General features: G+C 70.9%; 17 protein-coding genes and 1 pseudogene. 12 read left to right on the top strand and 6 right to left on the bottom strand.

The features are described from left to right. Positions 1 to 108: 108 nt before the first annotated feature. The 7 genes from AB0P24_RS43325 (at position 109) to AB0P24_RS43295 (ending at position 6,832) form a co-directional block, all read left to right on the top strand. Entirely contained in the window at positions 109 to 570 is a 462-nt protein-coding gene (locus tag AB0P24_RS43325) for a MarR family transcriptional regulator (protein WP_365804170.1), read from the top strand. A 243-nt stretch (positions 571 to 813) separates the two neighbouring features. Further along, entirely contained in the window at positions 814 to 1,836 is a 1,023-nt protein-coding gene (locus AB0P24_RS43320) for an LLM class flavin-dependent oxidoreductase (protein ID WP_365804157.1), read from the top strand. A gap of 290 nt (positions 1,837 to 2,126) precedes the next feature. Next, complete coding sequence (locus AB0P24_RS43315; RefSeq protein ID WP_365804155.1) at positions 2,127 to 2,876, top strand: glucose 1-dehydrogenase; 750 nt, start codon at positions 2,127 to 2,129, stop codon at positions 2,874 to 2,876. A 171-nt stretch (positions 2,877 to 3,047) separates the two neighbouring features. Next, on the top strand, positions 3,048 to 3,524 hold the full coding sequence (locus AB0P24_RS43310) for a MarR family winged helix-turn-helix transcriptional regulator (protein WP_365804153.1): 477 nt from the start codon (positions 3,048 to 3,050) through the stop codon (positions 3,522 to 3,524). 562 nt (positions 3,525 to 4,086) lie between these two features. Beyond that, on the top strand, positions 4,087 to 5,334 hold the full coding sequence (locus tag AB0P24_RS43305) for an MFS transporter (RefSeq protein WP_365804151.1): 1,248 nt from the start codon (positions 4,087 to 4,089) through the stop codon (positions 5,332 to 5,334). A gap of 167 nt (positions 5,335 to 5,501) precedes the next feature. Beyond that, on the top strand, positions 5,502 to 5,642 hold the full coding sequence (locus AB0P24_RS43300) for a hypothetical protein (RefSeq protein ID WP_181802254.1): 141 nt from the start codon (positions 5,502 to 5,504) through the stop codon (positions 5,640 to 5,642). Positions 5,643 to 5,758: 116 nt separating this feature from the next. Next, positions 5,759 to 6,832, top strand: coding sequence for a TauD/TfdA family dioxygenase (locus AB0P24_RS43295; protein WP_365804149.1), 1,074 nt, complete (start codon positions 5,759 to 5,761; stop codon positions 6,830 to 6,832). Between the two features lie 69 nt (positions 6,833 to 6,901). Here AB0P24_RS43295 and AB0P24_RS43290 read toward each other — a convergent pair. After that, positions 6,902 to 6,985 (bottom strand): annotated as a pseudogene (locus tag AB0P24_RS43290) (IS5/IS1182 family transposase); the annotation flags it as partial. Between the two features lie 61 nt (positions 6,986 to 7,046). After that, on the bottom strand, positions 7,047 to 7,898 hold the full coding sequence (locus tag AB0P24_RS43285) for a LysR substrate-binding domain-containing protein (RefSeq protein WP_365804147.1): 852 nt from the start codon (positions 7,896 to 7,898) through the stop codon (positions 7,047 to 7,049). 75 nt (positions 7,899 to 7,973) lie between these two features. Between AB0P24_RS43285 and AB0P24_RS43280 the strand changes: the two genes are divergently transcribed. Further along, positions 7,974 to 8,477 (top strand): cupin domain-containing protein, encoded by a 504-nt coding sequence (locus AB0P24_RS43280; protein WP_365804145.1) that lies wholly within the window; start codon positions 7,974 to 7,976, stop codon positions 8,475 to 8,477. 168 nt (positions 8,478 to 8,645) lie between these two features. Then, complete coding sequence (locus tag AB0P24_RS43275) at positions 8,646 to 9,023, top strand: DoxX family protein (protein WP_365804143.1); 378 nt, start codon at positions 8,646 to 8,648, stop codon at positions 9,021 to 9,023. Between the two features lie 359 nt (positions 9,024 to 9,382). Here AB0P24_RS43275 and AB0P24_RS43270 read toward each other — a convergent pair whose 3' ends face one another. From AB0P24_RS43270 to AB0P24_RS43255, 4 genes are read right to left on the bottom strand one after another with little or no spacing between them, the layout of a single operon-like run. Then, on the bottom strand, positions 9,383 to 10,570 hold the full coding sequence (locus tag AB0P24_RS43270) for a hypothetical protein (protein ID WP_365804141.1): 1,188 nt from the start codon (positions 10,568 to 10,570) through the stop codon (positions 9,383 to 9,385). Then, a complete protein-coding gene (locus AB0P24_RS43265; RefSeq protein ID WP_365804139.1) occupies positions 10,567 to 11,778 on the bottom strand; it encodes a Dabb family protein in 1,212 nt (403 codons plus the stop codon). The genes AB0P24_RS43270 and AB0P24_RS43265 overlap by 4 nt, the downstream gene beginning before the upstream one ends. 21 nt (positions 11,779 to 11,799) lie before the next feature. Next, positions 11,800 to 12,330: an aromatic-ring-hydroxylating dioxygenase subunit beta gene (locus tag AB0P24_RS43260; protein WP_365804137.1), complete on the bottom strand. Its 531-nt coding sequence runs from the start codon at positions 12,328 to 12,330 to the stop codon at positions 11,800 to 11,802. Next, positions 12,327 to 13,679 (bottom strand): aromatic ring-hydroxylating dioxygenase subunit alpha, encoded by a 1,353-nt coding sequence (locus AB0P24_RS43255; RefSeq protein ID WP_365804135.1) that lies wholly within the window; start codon positions 13,677 to 13,679, stop codon positions 12,327 to 12,329. Before AB0P24_RS43255 ends, AB0P24_RS43260 begins: the two co-directional genes overlap by 4 nt. Before the next feature lie 206 nt (positions 13,680 to 13,885). On the opposite strand from AB0P24_RS43255, the gene fdxA reads away from it, so the two are divergent. The 3 genes from fdxA to AB0P24_RS43240 all read left to right on the top strand — a co-directional run bounded on the left by fdxA (position 13,886) and on the right by AB0P24_RS43240 (position 16,298). Beyond that, positions 13,886 to 14,206, top strand: a complete 321-nt coding sequence (fdxA, locus tag AB0P24_RS43250) for a ferredoxin (protein WP_234542191.1) — start codon at positions 13,886 to 13,888, stop codon at positions 14,204 to 14,206. Between the two features lie 143 nt (positions 14,207 to 14,349). Next, complete coding sequence (locus AB0P24_RS43245; RefSeq protein ID WP_365804133.1) at positions 14,350 to 15,348, top strand: NAD(P)/FAD-dependent oxidoreductase; 999 nt, start codon at positions 14,350 to 14,352, stop codon at positions 15,346 to 15,348. A 149-nt stretch (positions 15,349 to 15,497) separates the two neighbouring features. Next, positions 15,498 to 16,298 carry an IclR family transcriptional regulator gene (locus tag AB0P24_RS43240; RefSeq protein WP_181806691.1) on the top strand — a complete coding sequence of 267 codons (801 nt, stop codon included), beginning with the start codon at positions 15,498 to 15,500 and terminating at the stop codon, positions 16,296 to 16,298. The last annotated feature ends 124 nt before the right edge of the window (positions 16,299 to 16,422 follow it).

Below are 16,422 nucleotides of genomic sequence, written 5' to 3'. Positions count from 1 at the left end.
ACACCGGCACCCGCCCGCCCGCCCGCGAGCCGATCCCAGCGCTTCGCGCACGCCCAGGAAGGTAAGATGGTGGAGAGGTCAACCTTCTCGTAGGGTGGGGCGATGCCCATGGAGGAAGCACCCCGCTGGCTGAGCCCGGTCGAGGAACGAGCCTGGCGAGGCATGCTGCGCATGCACGACCTGCTGGTCAATCAGGCCGGCCGGACCCTGCAGAGCAAGTTCGGGCTGTCCGCGACCGACTATTCCGTGCTCGCGGAACTGACCCGCGCGCCCGGCGACCGGCTGCGCGTGCTGGAACTCGCGAAGGTGCTCGGGTGGGAGAAGAGCCGCGTGTCGCACCACCTCTCCCGCATGGCCAAGCGCGGCCTGGTCGCCCGGGAGGAGTGCCTCGACGACGGACGCGGGGCGTACATGATGGTGACCGCGGCCGGCCGCGCGGCCCTGGAGAACGCCGCGCCCCAGCACGTGGAGGACGTCCGGCGGCTCTTCCTGGACCACCTCTCGCCCGGTCAGATCACGCTGCTGGCGGAGATCACCGACTCGGTCATCGAGAAGATCGACATCAATTGACCGCCGGGGAGCGGGCGGCTTCCCGGAGGCGGCCCGTCTCGTCGGCGTTGCCCGGCGACGGCCCGGCGACGGCCGAGTCCGCCCGGCTGGTCTACGCGGAAAAAGAGGGGCGGCCGCGTTCCCTCCACCAGGACCGGAGCCGGTTCGCGCAAGCAGTCGCCGGGGCTGCTGCGGAAGGAGCGCCCGGCCGGGCCGCCGCCCCGGGTCGCGGAATGAACGCGTTCGCCGATTGTTGAAAGCGGCATGAAAAAGATCGGGTTCCTGTCCTTCGGACACTGGACGCCATCGCCGCACTCGAAGACGCGTTCCGCGTCGGACTCGCTCCTCCAGGCGATCGACCTCGCCGTCGCCGCGGAGGAGCTGGGGGCGGACGGCGCCTACTTCCGCGTCCACCACTTCGCGCGCCAGCACGCCTCACCGTTCCCGCTCCTCGCCGCCATCGGCGCGCGCACCAGCCGGATCGAGATCGGCACGGGTGTGATCGACATGCGCTACGAGAACCCGCTGTACATGGCGGAGGACGCGGGCGCGGCCGACCTCATCGCGGGCGGCCGGCTCCAGCTCGGGCTCAGCCGGGGCTCACCGGAGCAGGTGATCGACGGCTGGCGGCACTTCGGCTACCGGCCGCCGGAGGGCGGCACCGACGCCGACCTGGCTCGTACCCACACCGAGGAGCTGCTCCAGGCGCTCACCGGGGAGGGGTTCGCGGAGCCCCACCCCAGTCCGATGTTCGCCAATCCGCCGGGACTGCTGCGCATCGAACCGCACTCCGAGGGTCTGCGGGACCGGATCTGGTGGGGTTCCGGCTCGAACGCCACCGCGGTCTGGGCCGCCGGGCTCGGGATGAACATGCAGAGCTCGACGCTCAAGGACGACGAGAGCGGCGAGCCGCTCCACGTCCAGCAGCGCAAGCAGATCGAGGCGTACCACGAGGCATGGCGCGCCGCGGGCCACTCCCGCACCCCCAGGGTGTCGGTCAGCCGTAGCATCTTCCCGCTCGTCGACGAGCGGGACCGTGCGTACTTCGGCCGGGACCGCGACTCGACGGACCAGATCGGCTACATCGACGCCAACACGCGCAGCGTCTTCGGCCGTTCCTACGCCGCCGAACCCGACGTGCTCGTCAAGCGGCTCGCCGAGGACGAGGCCGTCGCCGCGGCGGACACGCTGCTGCTGACGGTGCCCAACCAGCTCGGCGTCGACTACAACGCGCATGTGCTCGACAGCATCCTGACGCACGTCGCACCGGCACTCGGCTGGCGCTGACGACCACCGGGAGCCACGGCGGGCGCCGCCCGGCAAAGCGGCGGCCCACGCGGACGCCGACGACCTGGCGGTGCCTTCGCCCCCCGGGGTGCGGTCGTCGTCAAGACATCGCTCCACCTGGCTACAGGCACCGCGGCGCCCACCCACCGACCAACCCTCGACACACCGCAGCACAAAAATAGGTGACACTTCACCTTGATAGTTGACACGTCACCTTGATCGACCTAGTGTCATTGAAAGCTGAAACGGACCGGCGGCCGGCAGGCCGCCGCGCACACAGGAGAGACACCATGGGACAGCTGGACGGCAAGACGGTCGTCATCACCGGCGGCACCAGCGGCATCGGGTTGGCCACGGCCCACCGCTTCACACAGGAGGGCGCCCACGTCTACATCACGGGACGCCGCAAGGAGGTCCTCGACCAGGCCGCCGAGCAGATCGGCGGCAACGTCACCCCCGTCCAGGCCGACAGCTCGAACCTGGCCGACCTCGACCGCCTGTACGCCACCGTCGCCGACGCCGGGCACCGGATCGACGTCCTGTTCGCCAATGCCGGCGGCGGCGAGTTCGCCCCCCTCGACCAGGTCACCGAGGAGCACTACGACACGACTTTCGACAGCAACGTGAAGGGCACCGTCTTCACCGTGCAGAAGGCGCTCCCGCACCTGGTCGACGGCGCCTCCGTCATCCTCACCGGCTCCACCGCGGGCGTCTCCGGCAATCCGGCCTTCGGCGTCTACGGCGCCTCCAAGGCCGCCATCCGCTCCTTCTCCCGCACCTGGGCCAACGAGCTCAGCGGGCGCGGCATCCGCGTCAACACCATCTCCCCCGGCCCCATCACCACCCCCGGACTCAACGGTCTCGCCGCGGACGAGGAGGGCGCCGCGCAGCTGCGGGAGACCCTCGCCGGCATCGTCCCCCTCGGCCGCATGGGCCAGCCGGAGGAAGTGGCCGCCCTGGCACTGTTCCTCGCCACGGACCAGTCCAGCTTCATCACCGGCACCGAGATCTTCGTCGACGGCGGCGCCAAGCAGGTGTAGCCGGGCCCGACCCCGCGAGGCAACGGGGCCGTGGCACTCCGCCCCGGTCCCGCCGCCCCCCGGCCGGGTGAGTCGACAGACCCACCGCCCAGGCAGCGTGATCGCGGCGCCCATACCTGAGGACGACCACCGAGCAGGTATGTGACGTATCAACTTGACAGGGGGCACGCCATGGCCGCTGAATCACCCCGCTGGCTGACGGAGGTCGAAGAACACGCCTGGCGGGGCCTGCTGAGTGTGTTCGAGCGTCTGGTCACACGTACCGGGCAGCCCTTGCAGACCGAGCACGGACTGTCGGCCGCGGACTACACGATGCTCGCCGAGCTGACCCGTGTCCCCGGCGGCAGGCTCCGCGTCCTGGAGCTCGCCAAGGAACTGGGGTGGGAGAAGAGCAGAGTGTCCCACCACATGGCACGGATGGTGAGACGCGGTCTGGTCGACCGCGAGACGTGCGCCTACGACCGCCGCGGGGTGTACGTGAGCGTGACCCCGGCCGGCTACGAGGTGATGTCGGCGGCGGCCCGGCGCCACGTGGACGACGTTCGCCGACTCTTCCTCGACCACCTCACCTCCGACCAGGTGGCCCAACTGGCGGAGATCACCGACACGGTGCTGGGCGTTCTCACGCGGTTGCCCGACCGCGACTGACATGCCGGGTCCGCGGCCGTGCCGGTGTCGTCAGCGGTTCCGTCCGCGTCCCGGGCGGACACGGCGTTCCGGAGAGCCCCACGAGAGGTGAGGCCGGGCTTCGGACAGATCCGGTGCAGGTGGGCGCCGGCGGTGCGGTGCCGGACGAGGAACCGCCCGGCGATCCGCTGGTCCGTCAGACCGGACGCGGCCGGCTCCGCGATGCCGCGCTCCCCCGACGTGAGTTCCGCGACCGCGCCGTGTCCAGGAGCGGGCACGTGCGAACCGACGGCCCGCGGTTCCCGCGCCGCACGCTCGGCCGGGCTGCCGAGTCGGTGCCGCCGAGCGAGTTCCTTCTCCCGCACCCACGCGACGCGCCCATTCACGAGTTGGATCGATGCAATCCAGGGGCTCGATGGTTCAAGGGGTAGGCACGGGGATCAACCTGCCCCATAGTCGTGCAAGCCCTGACGCCCCTCGCTGTTGCGGGCGTTCCTCTCAGGTGCACCGGTGCTCCGCGACATGGCACGGCCACGGCGGCTGCCCGCCGTGCACCCAGTCCATGCCCGCACGGAGGCCTCACGTGCCCGGATTCACTCACCCGCCTGTGCCCGCCGACGGCTTCGCCGTCCGGAACGCCGAGCCCGCGCCCGAGGCCAGGGCCGGCCTGCGCGTGGCGGTCCTGATGGCCGGCAGCTGTCTGCCGGTTCTCGGCGCGGTGCTGCTCGCCCCGGAACTGCCCGACCTTCAGGCCGCGTTCGGCGCGGCGGCCGACGCGGCCACTCTGGTCCCGCTGATCCTGGCGGTTCCCGCGCTCGCGGTCGCCCTGACGGCGCCCCTCGCGGGTCTCGCGATCGACCGGGTGGGACGCAAGACCCTGCTGGTCGTCGCGACCGTCCTGTACGCGGTGTTCGGCACCGCACCGCTGTGGCTGGAGTCGCTGCGCGCCATCGTGGTCAGCCGTGCTCTTCTCGGCGTCGCCGAGGCCGTCGTCATCACCTGTTGCACCACGCTGATCGGCGACTACTACACGGGGCAGAACCGCCACCGGTACCTGGCCCTTCAGACGGTGTGCGCCACCGTCTCCGCCACCGCCTTCCTCATCATCGGCGGCGCGCTGGGCAACTCGGGCTGGCGTTCCCCGTTCCAGCTCTACGCGGTCGGACTGCTCATCGCCCCCGCGATGGTCTTCTTGCTGCCCGCGCGCAGACCGGGCGCAGCCGCAGCCGAGGAGGCCGCCGCCGGGCGGCGGACGTCCTCGGCGGGCCGGCTGCCGGCCATCTGCCTGCTGACGGTGTTCGGCGGCCTCGTCTTCAACGCCGTCCCCTCACAGACGGCCTACCTGGTGAACGGCCTCGGTGTGCAGTCCACCGGCATCATCGGCCTCGTCAGCGCGATCGCCAGCGCCGCCTCCGTCACCGGATGCGCCATCTTCGCCTCGATGGTCGGCCGGCCGGAGCGCAGGCTGCCCCTGATCTTCCTGCTGTGCGGGGCCGGATGCCTGGCCATCGACCTGGCCCACAACTTCGGGTTCCTGCTGCTCGGGACCTTCCTCAACTCCCTGGGCACCGGTCTGCTGCTGCCCACGATGCTGACCTGGGCGACGTCCGGGCTGGATCACCGCAACCGCGGCGGTGGCACCGGCCTGTGGACCGGGTCGTTCTTCCTCGGGCAGTTCCTCTGCCCGATCGCCATGAGCTCCCTGGAGTCCAGGACCGGAAGCCTCCCCACCGCCTTCGGTGCTCTCGGCCTCGCCTCGGGCGCGGCGGCGATCCTGCTCCTGCCTCTCCTGCGCCGGCCGAGGGACGACCAGGAGGCCGGGCCGGCATGAGCCGGCACCGGCGTCGGTGAGAGCGGTCCTCGGCCTCGCCTCCTCGCAGTGCCCTTCGCCCGGCGGCGCGACGCATCATGTACTGCAATACAAGATGTCATCTCGTCTATTGACTGCCATACCACCCCCTTCTAGGGTGAGGGCACTTCTTGAAAGGACGGGACCGCATGAAGCCAGCCGCCCTGATCGGCGTGTTGCTCGTGTCGTGTGCCGGCCGCCGGACCTACGACGAACCGCTCAGGTACTCCCCGCCCAGGGAAGGACTGCGCCCCGGCACGGCTGTCGGCGTACCTCAGACCCCCTTCTGAGGTACCGCGTCGCCCCGCGACGCATCGCCGCCGCGCCGGCGCCCGCCGCGTCCGCGCGTCATGGCCGACCGACATCGGGCAGAGCCTTCCACCACCTTCGCGAGGAGTGCACCATCGTGACCACCACCGCCCCCGCCCAGCAGATCCCCGGGCCGTCCGCCTGGCGTGGCGACGAGCTGTCCAAGTCCACCGACTGGATCTACGTCCTCAGTGACGCCGAGCGCACCGAGCTGGAGGAGCTGGGCCGTCGCTTCGTCGCCGACGACCCCGACCTGCGCACCGTCACCGCCGCCGACTACCCCTTCGACGCCTGCCGCGCCCTCAACGACGAGTGCGCCCGCCAGATGGACGCCGGCCGGGGCTTCATCCTGGTGCGCGGACTGCGCACCGAGGAGTACGGCGACACCGTGGCCGGGGCCATCTTCTTCGTGATGAGCCTCCACCTCGGCCAGCCCATCGGGCAGAACCAGCGCGGCGACCTGCTCGACCACGTCATCGCCACGTCGAACAAGACGCTCGACGACGAGGGCGCGCTGCCCTCCCGGGTGCGGGACCGGCTGCCGTTCCACTCCGACAGCTCCGACGTCGTCGCCCTCATGTGCCTGCACGGCGCCAAGGAGGGCGGGGCCTCCAGCCTGGTCAGCGGCACCACCATCTACAACGAGATGCTGCGCCGCCGCCCGGACCTCGCCCCCCGGCTCTTCGACACCTACCACTGGGACTGGCGCCGCCAGGACCCCGACTCCCCGGAGCTGACCTACACCTCGCCGATCATCAGCTACGTCGACGGCGTCTTCAGCACCTACGCCGGCAGCACGATGATCTTCAGCGCCCAGGAGTACCCCGGAGTTCCGCAGCTGACCCCCGAGCAGATCGAGGCGATCAACCTCTTCGAGGAGATCTCGCAGGAGCCCGGTCTGCCGATCGACATGGACTTCCAGCCCGGCGACGTGCAGTGGCTGCTCAACTACGCCGCCCTGCACTCGCGCACCAGCTACACCGACCACCCGGAGCCGGAGCGCCGCCGGCACCTGCTGCGCATGTGGCTCAAGCGCGACGTCGGGCGCCCGCTGGCCCCCAAGTTCGGCAAGCACGTCGTCGTCCTGGGTGAGCCGACCACGCCGCTGCTGCCGGGCGGCCGGTTCACCATCGCCGAGGCCGTCACCGTCAACGACGACTGGGGCGCGTGACACCTCAGGACATGAGACGAGGCCGCCGCGGCCGGCGACAACCGGCCGCGGCGGCCGCGTGCTCGGCGCGCGGTGGCGGATGAGGGTACAGGCGATGCCGGTGAAGGCCAGGAAGTGCTCGGATCTGCGCTCGTAGCGGCGGTGCGGTCGACGCATCCGGCGAGCCGCGGCGGTCGAATTGTTCACGAGCTGCGGCAGCACGGGGTGCTGATGCTCAGTGGCGGTACGCGACTGTCGCGATCTCGATGAAGGATCGGATCAACGGGTTGGTGTCACCTTCGTTCGACACTGCCACGACTCGGCTCGGCGCCATGTCGGTCAGCGGTACCGCTGCCAACTCCGCAGGCAGGTCGTGTCCGAGCGGGGCCAGCCCGACCGTGCCGTTCCACAGCACGGCCTGCTGGCATTCCTGGACCGCGCGCACCACCGGGCCCTCGCGCGGCCTGCCGCCGTTCCAGTACGACTGCCAGACGGGGTCTGTTCCCGGCGGGAATTGAAACCAGCGGCGGTCGCTCAGGTCCACCAGCCGCAACCGGTCGCGGCGGGCCAGCGGGTCATCGGCGCGCAGGACCACGCCGACCGGATCGGTCCGCAACACCCGCACCGTCAGGCCGGTCTCGTCGAACGGTGCTCGGGTCAAGGCGACGTCGACCAGTCCGGCGCGCAGTCCACACGTGGGGTCGGTCAGATCGGTGTCGCGGATGCGGATGTCGATGCCGGGGTGGTGTCGACGGTAGGCGGCGGCCAGTCTGGACACTGCCGGGTCGTTGCCGCCGCCCAGCATGCCGACGGTCATGGTCGCGACGCCGGCCGCCGCGCTCACGCGTACACGGACGCGGTCGGCGTGATCGAGTAGGGCTCGCGCCTCGTCGAGCAGCAGCGTGCCCGCCGGGGTGAGCATGACGCCGGTGGGCGAACGGACGAAGAGCAGGGCCCCGACATCGGCCTCCAACTGCTTGATCGCCCGGCTCAGCGGTGGCTGGCTCATGTGCAGTCGGGCGGCGGCCCGGCCGAAGTGGAGTTCTTCGGCGACCGCTACGAAGTAGTGCAAGATCCGCAGCTCCACGCTGCAACGATACCGATGAGGTATCGGCACCGCGGGACGGGTCTTGGACAAGGGTGGAGTCCCGGCGGTGGACTGATGCGCATGACCGAAGACAAGACCAGCGAGCCGCAGCCGCAGGCCGACCGCACGGTATCGGTGGTGGGACCCGGGGATGGCGAGACGATCGTTCTGGGCACCACACGCATGCGTGTCCTGGAGGACGGCAGCCACACCGGGCACCGCCTGGCGATCGCCGAGTCCGTTCTGGCCCCGCACACCCAGGGGCCGCCCCAGCACCGCCACGGCCAACATGACGAGGGCTTCTACGTCCTCTCCGGCACGGTGCGGTTCACCGTCGGGGACGAGGACTACGACGTCACGGCGGGCACGCTCGTGATGGTTCCGCCCGGAGCCCCGCACACGTTCGCCAACCTGACCGACCAACCCGCCGTCATGCTCAGCACATTCACCCCTGACCTGTATGTGCAGTACTTCCGCGACCTGGAGCAGGCGTTCGCCGACGGCCGGCCGCTGACGCCGCAGGCCAACATCGACGTGATGAGCCGCTACGCGACCGAACCCGCCATCGCCCTGCCCTGAAGCAGACCGGACAGGACCTGGACGCCATGTGTTCGACCGCCAGGGCTGCGGCACTCCCGGCCTCGGGCAGCCGCCCCCGGGACGGCGGGCCCGGGCCTTCTCCAGGTCCTTCCTGCGGGGAAAGCAATCGACAGGTCCCCGGAAACGGGCGGCCCATGAAGGGGAACCATGAGCATCGCCTATTGGATCGTCGCGGGACTTCTCGCCCTCTTCTTCCTGTACGCGGGCACGCTGAAAGTGATCCGCAGCCGCGATCAGCTCCGACCGATGATGGCCTGGGTCGACCGCATGCCCTTGCCCGTCGTGAGGGCGCTGGGGACCGTCGAAATACTCGGCGCGACCGGACTGATCCTGCCGCCGCTGACCGGCGTCGCTCCCTCCCTCGCGACAGCCGCGGCCGTCGGCTTCGTACTCCTGCAGATCGGCGCAGTCGCCGTCCACCTGACCGGCGGAGACCGCCGGATCGTACTCAATGTCGGGCTGATCGCCACCGCTGCCGCGACCGTCTGGCTGGCCACCGGGGTGTCATCACGGGGATCGAGGTGAGCCCCGGTCCGCCGTGTTCCAGGTTGTGGTTGGTGGCGTCGCCGCAGGTGCCCGCGATGTGCACACCTCGGCCGGACCGAGGCCGCGCCCGCTGGAACAACTCCCCCAACTCGTCCGGCACCGTGCGCTCGGCCGTCACCACAGAGCGCAGACCACCCGGCACCCCGGATGAGACGACGTCCAAGAGGCGTCTCCACCCGGAGCAGCAAGTCGGCGCGGGGTCATGATGTGTCTCCCGTGCCGCTGCCTTCGGGTACGCGCGTCTTCGCCGCCGTCCCGGCCGTGAGCTGCTCGGCGGTGGCTGCGGGGGCCGTCTGGTGCCGGTGAGGTCGTCCCGGTGCGAGGATTCGTCGTCGCGGCTACGCCGGTAGCTCGCTCAGCAGCCGCCCGTAGACACGCCCGTAGGCCTCCAGCTGCGCCAGCGACAGCGCGTCGCGGCGCGGATCACCGGCGGCCGGCCTCGCCTGGGGGCCGAGGCGTACGGTGTCGACGCCCCGGGCGCGCAGTTCCACGCCGTCGGTGGAGCCCGTCCAGCCGGTGATCGGCGGCGGCGGAGCGCCGAACTCGTCGCTCCAGGCCGCCCTGGCGGCCGTCACCACAGGTGCGTCGGACGGGGTGGCCGCGGCTGCCGCGACCGGCTCCACCGCCACGTCCACCGCGCAGTCCCGCAGCGCCGACCGCGCGCACCGCGCCCGCAAGCGCCCCGCCAACTCGGCTGCCAGCGGCGCCGGTTGCACCGGGTCACCGGCGACGACGTACAGGCCGATCCGCAACTGGGCGGGCAGCAGGTCCGGTTTGTCGGGCCATCCCCCGCTGATCGCGCCGATGCCGCACGCCCGGCCGGTCTGTCCCTGCCGTGGGTCGGCGGCCAGGTAGGTCTCGCGCCAGCGGGCCAGTTCGTCCAGGACGACGCCCGCGTGGGCGAGGACTCCCCCGGGCGGTGTGGCGGACTCCGCCAGCATCGCGGCGCCGGAGCGGCCGGTGACCTTCACCGTCAGGTAGCAGGCGCCCGGCTCGTGCCACAGCAGGGTGGGCGGACCGCATTTCGCCACGATCGCCGAGCGCGGCAGCGGGTGGGTGCCGGCGTAGGCCTCCAGGCCGGTGACCGCGGTGATCCCGCCGGTTCGGCCGCGGCGGTGGGTGCCGGAACCGGCGAGCAGCAACTGCCCCTGCCCCCGCCCCGACTCCGCGAAGGCGACCAGGGCGGCGGCGGCCGGTCCGCGGGCCACCCCGAGGCCGAAGCCGCTTATGGTGTCGCCGTCCAGGGCGAACGGGCCGACCGGCGCCGCGTTGCCGGTGACGAGCCGGTTGACCGTCGCGGCGCCGTCGTCCAGCGAGGTGTCGAGGTGGGAGTAGAGCAGGGGCCCGGCCCCGTGAGCGGCGAAGAGGCTGCCGCCCTCGGGGCCGTGCTCCAGCACCTGCCAGTCGATGTGCGGCCACCGCTCGGCGCACCAGTCCCGCAGCCGGTGCGCCGCCGTCCGTTCCCGCCCGCGCGGGGCGGGAACGGTGTCGAGCAACCGCAGCACGTCGAGCAGCGGCTGTCTCAAAAACGTCCCCAGTCGTCGGAGGCCGGACGCCACACATCGATGTTGCGCGGGTCGGCCGGCATCCTGCGGGGCCGGTGCGTCTCGTGCTCCTCCGGCGTGAACACGCGGTGTGCGTCGCACAGTTCGAACCGGGGGCCGAAGCGCGTGTCGTGCAGGTAGAACGCGATCGACGTCGACGCCGAGTGGTTGACGATGTCGGAGGCGATCGGCGCGCCCTTGTACAGGGCGCGGGCGCGCATCCGCATGACGTGGTCGAGGCTCTTCATCGCGAAGCACAGGTGCGCGACGTAGTGCTCCGTGTTGTTCTGCACGGCGAGGCTGTGGTGGTAGCGGTCCTCGCAGCGGAAGAACGTGGTGGAGCCGACGACGTAGTCCGAGGGCAGGAACTTCAGGACGTTCTGGTAGAAGTCCAGCGTCTCCTCGTACTTGGCAGTGGCGATGAAGGGGTGGACGAGGTCGAGCGGCCGGATCTCCAGGTGCGGCGGCTCCGCGTATTCCTGGAACTCCGTGAACAGCTCGACGATCAGGCCGTTGGGGTCCTTCACCGCGAAGCCGTTGTCGCACAGCGCCTTCTGGCGTTCCTGGAGTTCGAGGACCTCCAGGCCGGCGTCGAGGACGCTCTTGTGGAGCTGCTCCAGGACCTCCTCGCTCGCCACGCTGTAGCCGACGGCGGTCGTCCAGCCGTCGGTGCGCTCGGGGGCGTGGATCAGCTCGATCGCGTGGTGCTCGATGTCGGCGCGCAGGTAGGCGTAGTCGTCCGTGCGCTGCTCCAGTTGCAGACCGACGTGGTACTCGAGGAAGTCGATGGTGGCCTGCATGTCGGGGACCTCGATGCGGGCGTACTCCATGCCGTAAGGGCCGTGCTGGCGGGTGCTCACCGGCGGTGTCCTTCCTGCGGCGAGCGACGGACGCTCGGCGAACTCGAACGAGGTGATGGCCTGGTTGCCGATGACCGGCCGCCAGCGGGTGCGCACGAAGGTCTCGTGGAACTCGCTGCCGAGGTAGGCGAGCAGGTCGTCCTGGCTGTCGAAGTCGACGGCCATCGTGTGGGTGAAGGTCTGGTCGCGGGTGCTGATGTTCTCGCCGAGGAGGAAGCCGCGCATCGCCGGGTAGCGGTCCGGGAAGGTCCGCAGCTCGGTCAGTACGGACTCCCGGGTGGCCTGGTCGGTCCCGTCGGCGAAACGGAAGGACAGGGTGTGTCGGATCATCGGGTCGCCTTCCGTGGCCGGCTAGAGGATGAAGCTGAGCCGGGCGCCGGCGGCGAGCGACTCGTGGCCGAGGAGGGAGCGCCGCAGCCGGAACCGGAGTCCGTCGTCGGTGGGCACCAGCACATGCTCGTACCACCCGACGTAGGCGTCGAAGTGACCGTCGCGGGCGCGGTGCACGATGAACGACGCCGACACCCGGAAGGAGTCCTCGGTGTGCGCGGACAGCCGTACGTTGGAGATCAGCCGGTGGGTGCGCGAGTGCGGGTTCTCGGCGTGCGCCTTGCGGGACTTCAGGCGCTTGACGCGGGCGCGCAGCAGGTCCCAGTCGTCGTCGACGAAGGATCCGGTCTCGTGCGGCGACCAGCCTGCCCGGTGGTCGGTGGTCGGGATCTCGTAGCGGGCGCCGGGCTCGAAGAGGGCGAGCCAGCCGTCGTAGTCCCAGCGGTCGAGGATGTCGGCCTCGGAGTAGAGGAAGTCCTCGACCTCCTGGCGGGTGACGGTGCGGCCCGCGCACGGCACGGCGTGCGAACCCGGGTTGCCGAGGATGGTCATCGCACGTCCCTTCCGGACAGGAAGGACGCCGGCCGGCCGCCCTTGACCTCAAGGCCCTCGTCGATGCCCATGGCGTCGACCCAGTGCCGCCAGAAGCCGCGCATCGCGCCCTCGTCGGTCGATCTGCCCTGCACGCCCTTGACCTCGTCGGCCATGCCGCGGGACATGTCGCTGTAGTCCAGCTCGGGCGCGGTGGTGCCGGCCGTGGCCTGGATGCCGCGCTGGACGGCCTCGTACGCCTCGATGTCGTCCGGGGTGGCGAGGCCGCCCGGGCCGACGAAGCTGACGACGGTCTTCATGCGCAGGGCCCGGGTGGCCGGGTCCTCCTCGCGCGGGACCAGCTGCCAGGCGCGTACGTCGGTCTGGTCGGGCGCCACCGGCTCCAGCTGCCGGATCGAGAGTCCCTCGATGTCGAACAGCAGCAGGTTCGGGAAGACGAACAGGATGTGGCTCTCGTCGGCGACGTAGTGCGCCCGCTTCTCGCCCAGCCGCTCGGTCATCTCGGCGCGGTGCCGCTCGGTGCGGACCTTCTCGTCCTCGCCGAAGCGCGGTTCCCAGACCATGCTGATGCGTCCGCCGTGGCCGGTCAGGACCAGCAGGCCGTGGCCGTTGCCGAGGTCGTAGGCGTACTGGTTGTCGTCGGTGACGGCGTAGCCGCTCTCGCGCAGGTAGCCCACGAACGTGTTGTGGGTCGGCGCGAAGTGGTAGCCGTCCATCGCGTTCTCGACGGCGAGCTTCCAGTTGCCCCGGACGCTGTAGAGCTGGGTGCCGGGCAGCGTGGTCATGCCGCCGGCGTGCTGCTGCTCGATCATCGTCATGTAGTCGGCCGCGTCGCCGAGGTGTTCGAGCAGCGGCGGGACGTCGGGATCGAAGGAGACGAAGACGTACCCCTCGTGGATCTCCAGGCGCGGCACGCCGCGCAGCCCCATCGACGCCCGGAACTCGTCGCTCGACTCGTACGCGTCGGCGTCGGGGATCGCGGCGACGTCGCCGTTGTTGCGGAACGTCCAGGCGTGGTAGAAGCACTGGAAGAGCCGGGTCGAGCCCTCGGTCTCGCGGCACAGCACCGTGCCGCGATGCGGGCAGGAGTTCAGGAACGCGTGCACCTCGCCGGCGCTGTCCCGGCAGAAGATCAGCGGGCGGCCGCCGAGGGTGCGGACCTTGAAGTCGTTGGGGTTGGGGATCTCGGTCTCGTGCCCGAGGTAGAGCCAGGTGTGCATCCACACCCGGCCGCGTTCCCGGGCGAAGATCTCCGCGCTGCGGTAGGCCTCTCGGTTGACCCGGAAGGTGAGCTGGTCCCAGTCCTCGACGATCATCGGCGCTGGGACGGTCCGGGGATTGCTTCCCATGGGGAGTTTGCCTCTCACAAGTCCCGACCCGAGTGGCGTGCTGTGAGACGCCATCTCGTATGTCGCAGTAGCGTCCCCTAGCACACTCGGGACTGTCAAGCATTCATCCGACGGTTGACACGCCTGGCCGGTGTCGTCATCATCCAATTTCACATTGAAAGACACCGTCTCGCATTCCGTGCGACCGTGTGAAGGGCAAAAAGCTCGTGCCGTATGTCATCACTCAGGCCTGCGTCGACGTCATGGACAAGTCGTGCATGGAGGAGTGCCCGGCCGACTGCATCTACGAGGGCGACCGGATGCTCTACATCCAGCCCGACGAATGTGTCGAGTGCGGGCGCTGTGAACCGGTGTGCCCGCAGATCTCGATCTTCCACCACGAGGACCTGCCGGAGGAGGGCAGGAAGTTCGAGCGCATCAACGCCGAGTTCTTCACCCTCGGACTCGGCGGCGAACCGCTCGGCTCGCCCGGCGGGGCGCGCAAGGTCGGCCGGGTCGGCCACGACCACCCGGAGGCGGTCGCATGACCGGGCCCGCAGCGCCCGCAGCGGCGGGTGCCGGTCACCCGACACCGGGCGCCGGGTCCTCGGTACCGGGCGCCGGGTCGACGGCCGCAGGCACCGGGTCGACGGCCGCAGGCACCGGATCGACGGCCGCAGGCGCCGCGGCCATGGGCCCAGGCACCGAGGTGTCCGTCGACCTGCTCGTCGTCGGCGCCGGACCCACGGGGCTGTACGCCGCGTACTACGCCGGCTTCCGCGGAATGAGCGTCGCGGTCGCCGACGCGCTGCCCGAGGTGGGCGGCCAGATCGCCGCGCTGTACCCCGAGAAGCTCGTCTACGACGTGGCCGGCTTCCCCGCCGTCCGCGGCCAGGACCTGGTGGACCGGCTGGCCGAGCAGGCCGGGCGGTGGAACCCGGTCTACCTGCTCGGGCACGGGGTCACCGACCTCGACGACACGGGTGCGGGCGTCGTCGCCACCACCGACGCGGGCGCGCGGATCAGCGCGGGCGCGGTGCTCGTCTGCGGCGGGATCGGCAACTTCATCCCCCGTGAACTGCCGGTGGGTTCCGAGTACCTGGGCCGGGGGCTGCGGTACTTCGTGCCGCGGCTGGACGAACTCTCCGGACAGGACGTCGTGGTGGTCGGCGGCGGGGACTCCGCGCTGGACTGGGCGCTGTCGCTGGAGCCGGTCGCCGCGTCGGTGACGCTGGTGCACCGGCGCACCCGGTTCCGGGCCCACGAACGCACCGTCGAGCAGGTCGGGAACTCGTCGGTACGGGTCCTGACCCCGTACGAGGTCGAGAAGATCTCCGGCGACGGAGCCGACGACAACGGCGGGGCGGTGTCGGAGGTGGTGGTCGCGAGCTCCGACGGCGACCGGATCACCCTGCCCGCGCAGTCCGTCGTGGCCGCGCTCGGCTTCATCGCCGACCTCGGCCCGATCGAGCGGTGGGGGCTCGACCTGCGCCGCCGGCGCATCCTCGTCGACCGTACGATGCGCACCAGCCGGGAGCGCGTCTTCGCCGCCGGTGACATCGCCGACTACGACGGAAGGGTCGGCCTCATCTCGATCGGTTTCGGTGAGGCCGCCCTCGCCGTGAACCACGTGGCCGCCCTGCTGGATCCGGCGCGCTCCCTCACGCCGGGGCACTCCTCCGACGCGTAAGACAGGTCCGCGGCGGACCAGAACCTGAGTACGCTTTCCCGCACGACTCTGAGCCGCCGTACCATTTCTTCATCCGATACAGCGTCTCGTTTACCGTTCCACCGGTATCCCATCCCCTCTGACTGAGCTCAAACAGGAGTGATACGACCATGGTCACGAAGGTGCAGCGCGGCACCGGAGAGCAGCAGGACGGTCCCGACCGGACCGCCCCGACCATTCAGACGGTCGAGCGTGCCGCGCTGATCCTCGGCTCGTTCACGGTCGGCAAGCCGCACATGAGCCTGAACGAGATCACCGCACGGCTCGGGGCGAGCAAGGCGACCGCGCACCGCTACACGAAGGCGCTGCGGGCGGCGAACCTGCTGCGGTACGACGAGCGCACCTCGCTGTACTCCCTCGGCCCCCAGGTGCTCACCCTCGCCGCCGCCGCGCGGGCCGGGCTGCCGATCGTCGCCGCCGCCGAGCCGTACATGGAGAGCCTGGTCCGGCGTATCGACGAAACGATCGTGCTGTCGGTCTGGGACGGGGAGTCGGCGACCGTGGTGCGCTCGGTGGACAACACCGACCACATGGTGCGCATCAGCGTCCGGGTCGGCTCGCGCCTGAACCTCACGTCCTCGGCACAGGGCCGCGTCTTCCTCGCGTTCCTGCCCCCGGAGCAGGTGCCAGCGCTGCCGCGCGCCGTGCGCAGGTCGGCCGAGCTGAACGACGAACTGGACGCCATCCGCAAGCACGGTCTGTCGGTCAACTCCCCCACCGTCAACGGGGTCCGCACCATCGCGGCGCCCATCTTCGACGGCGACAAGATCAGCGGGACGCTCGCGATCGTCGGCACGACGGCGACGGTCCCCGACGACGTCGCCTCGCCGATGGCCCAGGCGCTGGTGGAGACCGCCCGGGCGCTGTCGCAGCGGCTGGGCAACTCCGAGGACGGTCCGGGCGGCGACTGAGCCGTTCACGGAACGGCGGACATGGTGGTGGGGGGGGCCCGCCGGGGGGGGGGGGGCCCCCCGCACCCCCGGGGGGGCCGGCGCGGCGCCGCAGGGGGGGGCGGCGGGGGCCCGCGGCGAGAGG

It is taken from the genome of Streptomyces sp. NPDC086519 (assembly GCF_040686075.1).
GTDB lineage: Bacteria > Actinomycetota > Actinomycetes > Streptomycetales > Streptomycetaceae > Streptomyces > Streptomyces shenzhenensis.
The sequence above is the reverse complement of the archived record's forward strand: the minus strand, read 5'-3'. Positions and strand labels throughout refer to the sequence as shown.

Coding starts and splice junctions, on each gene's coding strand:
- AB0P24_RS43325 (WP_365804170.1), top strand. CDS start 109: ATGGAGGAAGCACCCCGCTGGCTGAGCCCGGTCGAGGAACGAGCCTGG.
- AB0P24_RS43320 (WP_365804157.1), top strand. CDS start 814: ATGAAAAAGATCGGGTTCCTGTCCTTCGGACACTGGACGCCATCGCCG.
- AB0P24_RS43315 (WP_365804155.1), top strand. CDS start 2,127: ATGGGACAGCTGGACGGCAAGACGGTCGTCATCACCGGCGGCACCAGC.
- AB0P24_RS43310 (WP_365804153.1), top strand. CDS start 3,048: ATGGCCGCTGAATCACCCCGCTGGCTGACGGAGGTCGAAGAACACGCC.
- AB0P24_RS43300 (WP_181802254.1), top strand. CDS start 5,502: ATGAAGCCAGCCGCCCTGATCGGCGTGTTGCTCGTGTCGTGTGCCGGC.
- AB0P24_RS43280 (WP_365804145.1), top strand. CDS start 7,974: ATGCGCATGACCGAAGACAAGACCAGCGAGCCGCAGCCGCAGGCCGAC.
- AB0P24_RS43275 (WP_365804143.1), top strand. CDS start 8,646: ATGAGCATCGCCTATTGGATCGTCGCGGGACTTCTCGCCCTCTTCTTC.
- AB0P24_RS43265 (WP_365804139.1), bottom strand. CDS start 11,778: ATGATCCGACACACCCTGTCCTTCCGTTTCGCCGACGGGACCGACCAG.
- AB0P24_RS43260 (WP_365804137.1), bottom strand. CDS start 12,330: ATGACCATCCTCGGCAACCCGGGTTCGCACGCCGTGCCGTGCGCGGGC.
- AB0P24_RS43255 (WP_365804135.1), bottom strand. CDS start 13,679: ATGGGAAGCAATCCCCGGACCGTCCCAGCGCCGATGATCGTCGAGGAC.
- AB0P24_RS43245 (WP_365804133.1), top strand. CDS start 14,350: ATGGGCCCAGGCACCGAGGTGTCCGTCGACCTGCTCGTCGTCGGCGCC.
- AB0P24_RS43240 (WP_181806691.1), top strand. CDS start 15,498: ATGGTCACGAAGGTGCAGCGCGGCACCGGAGAGCAGCAGGACGGTCCC.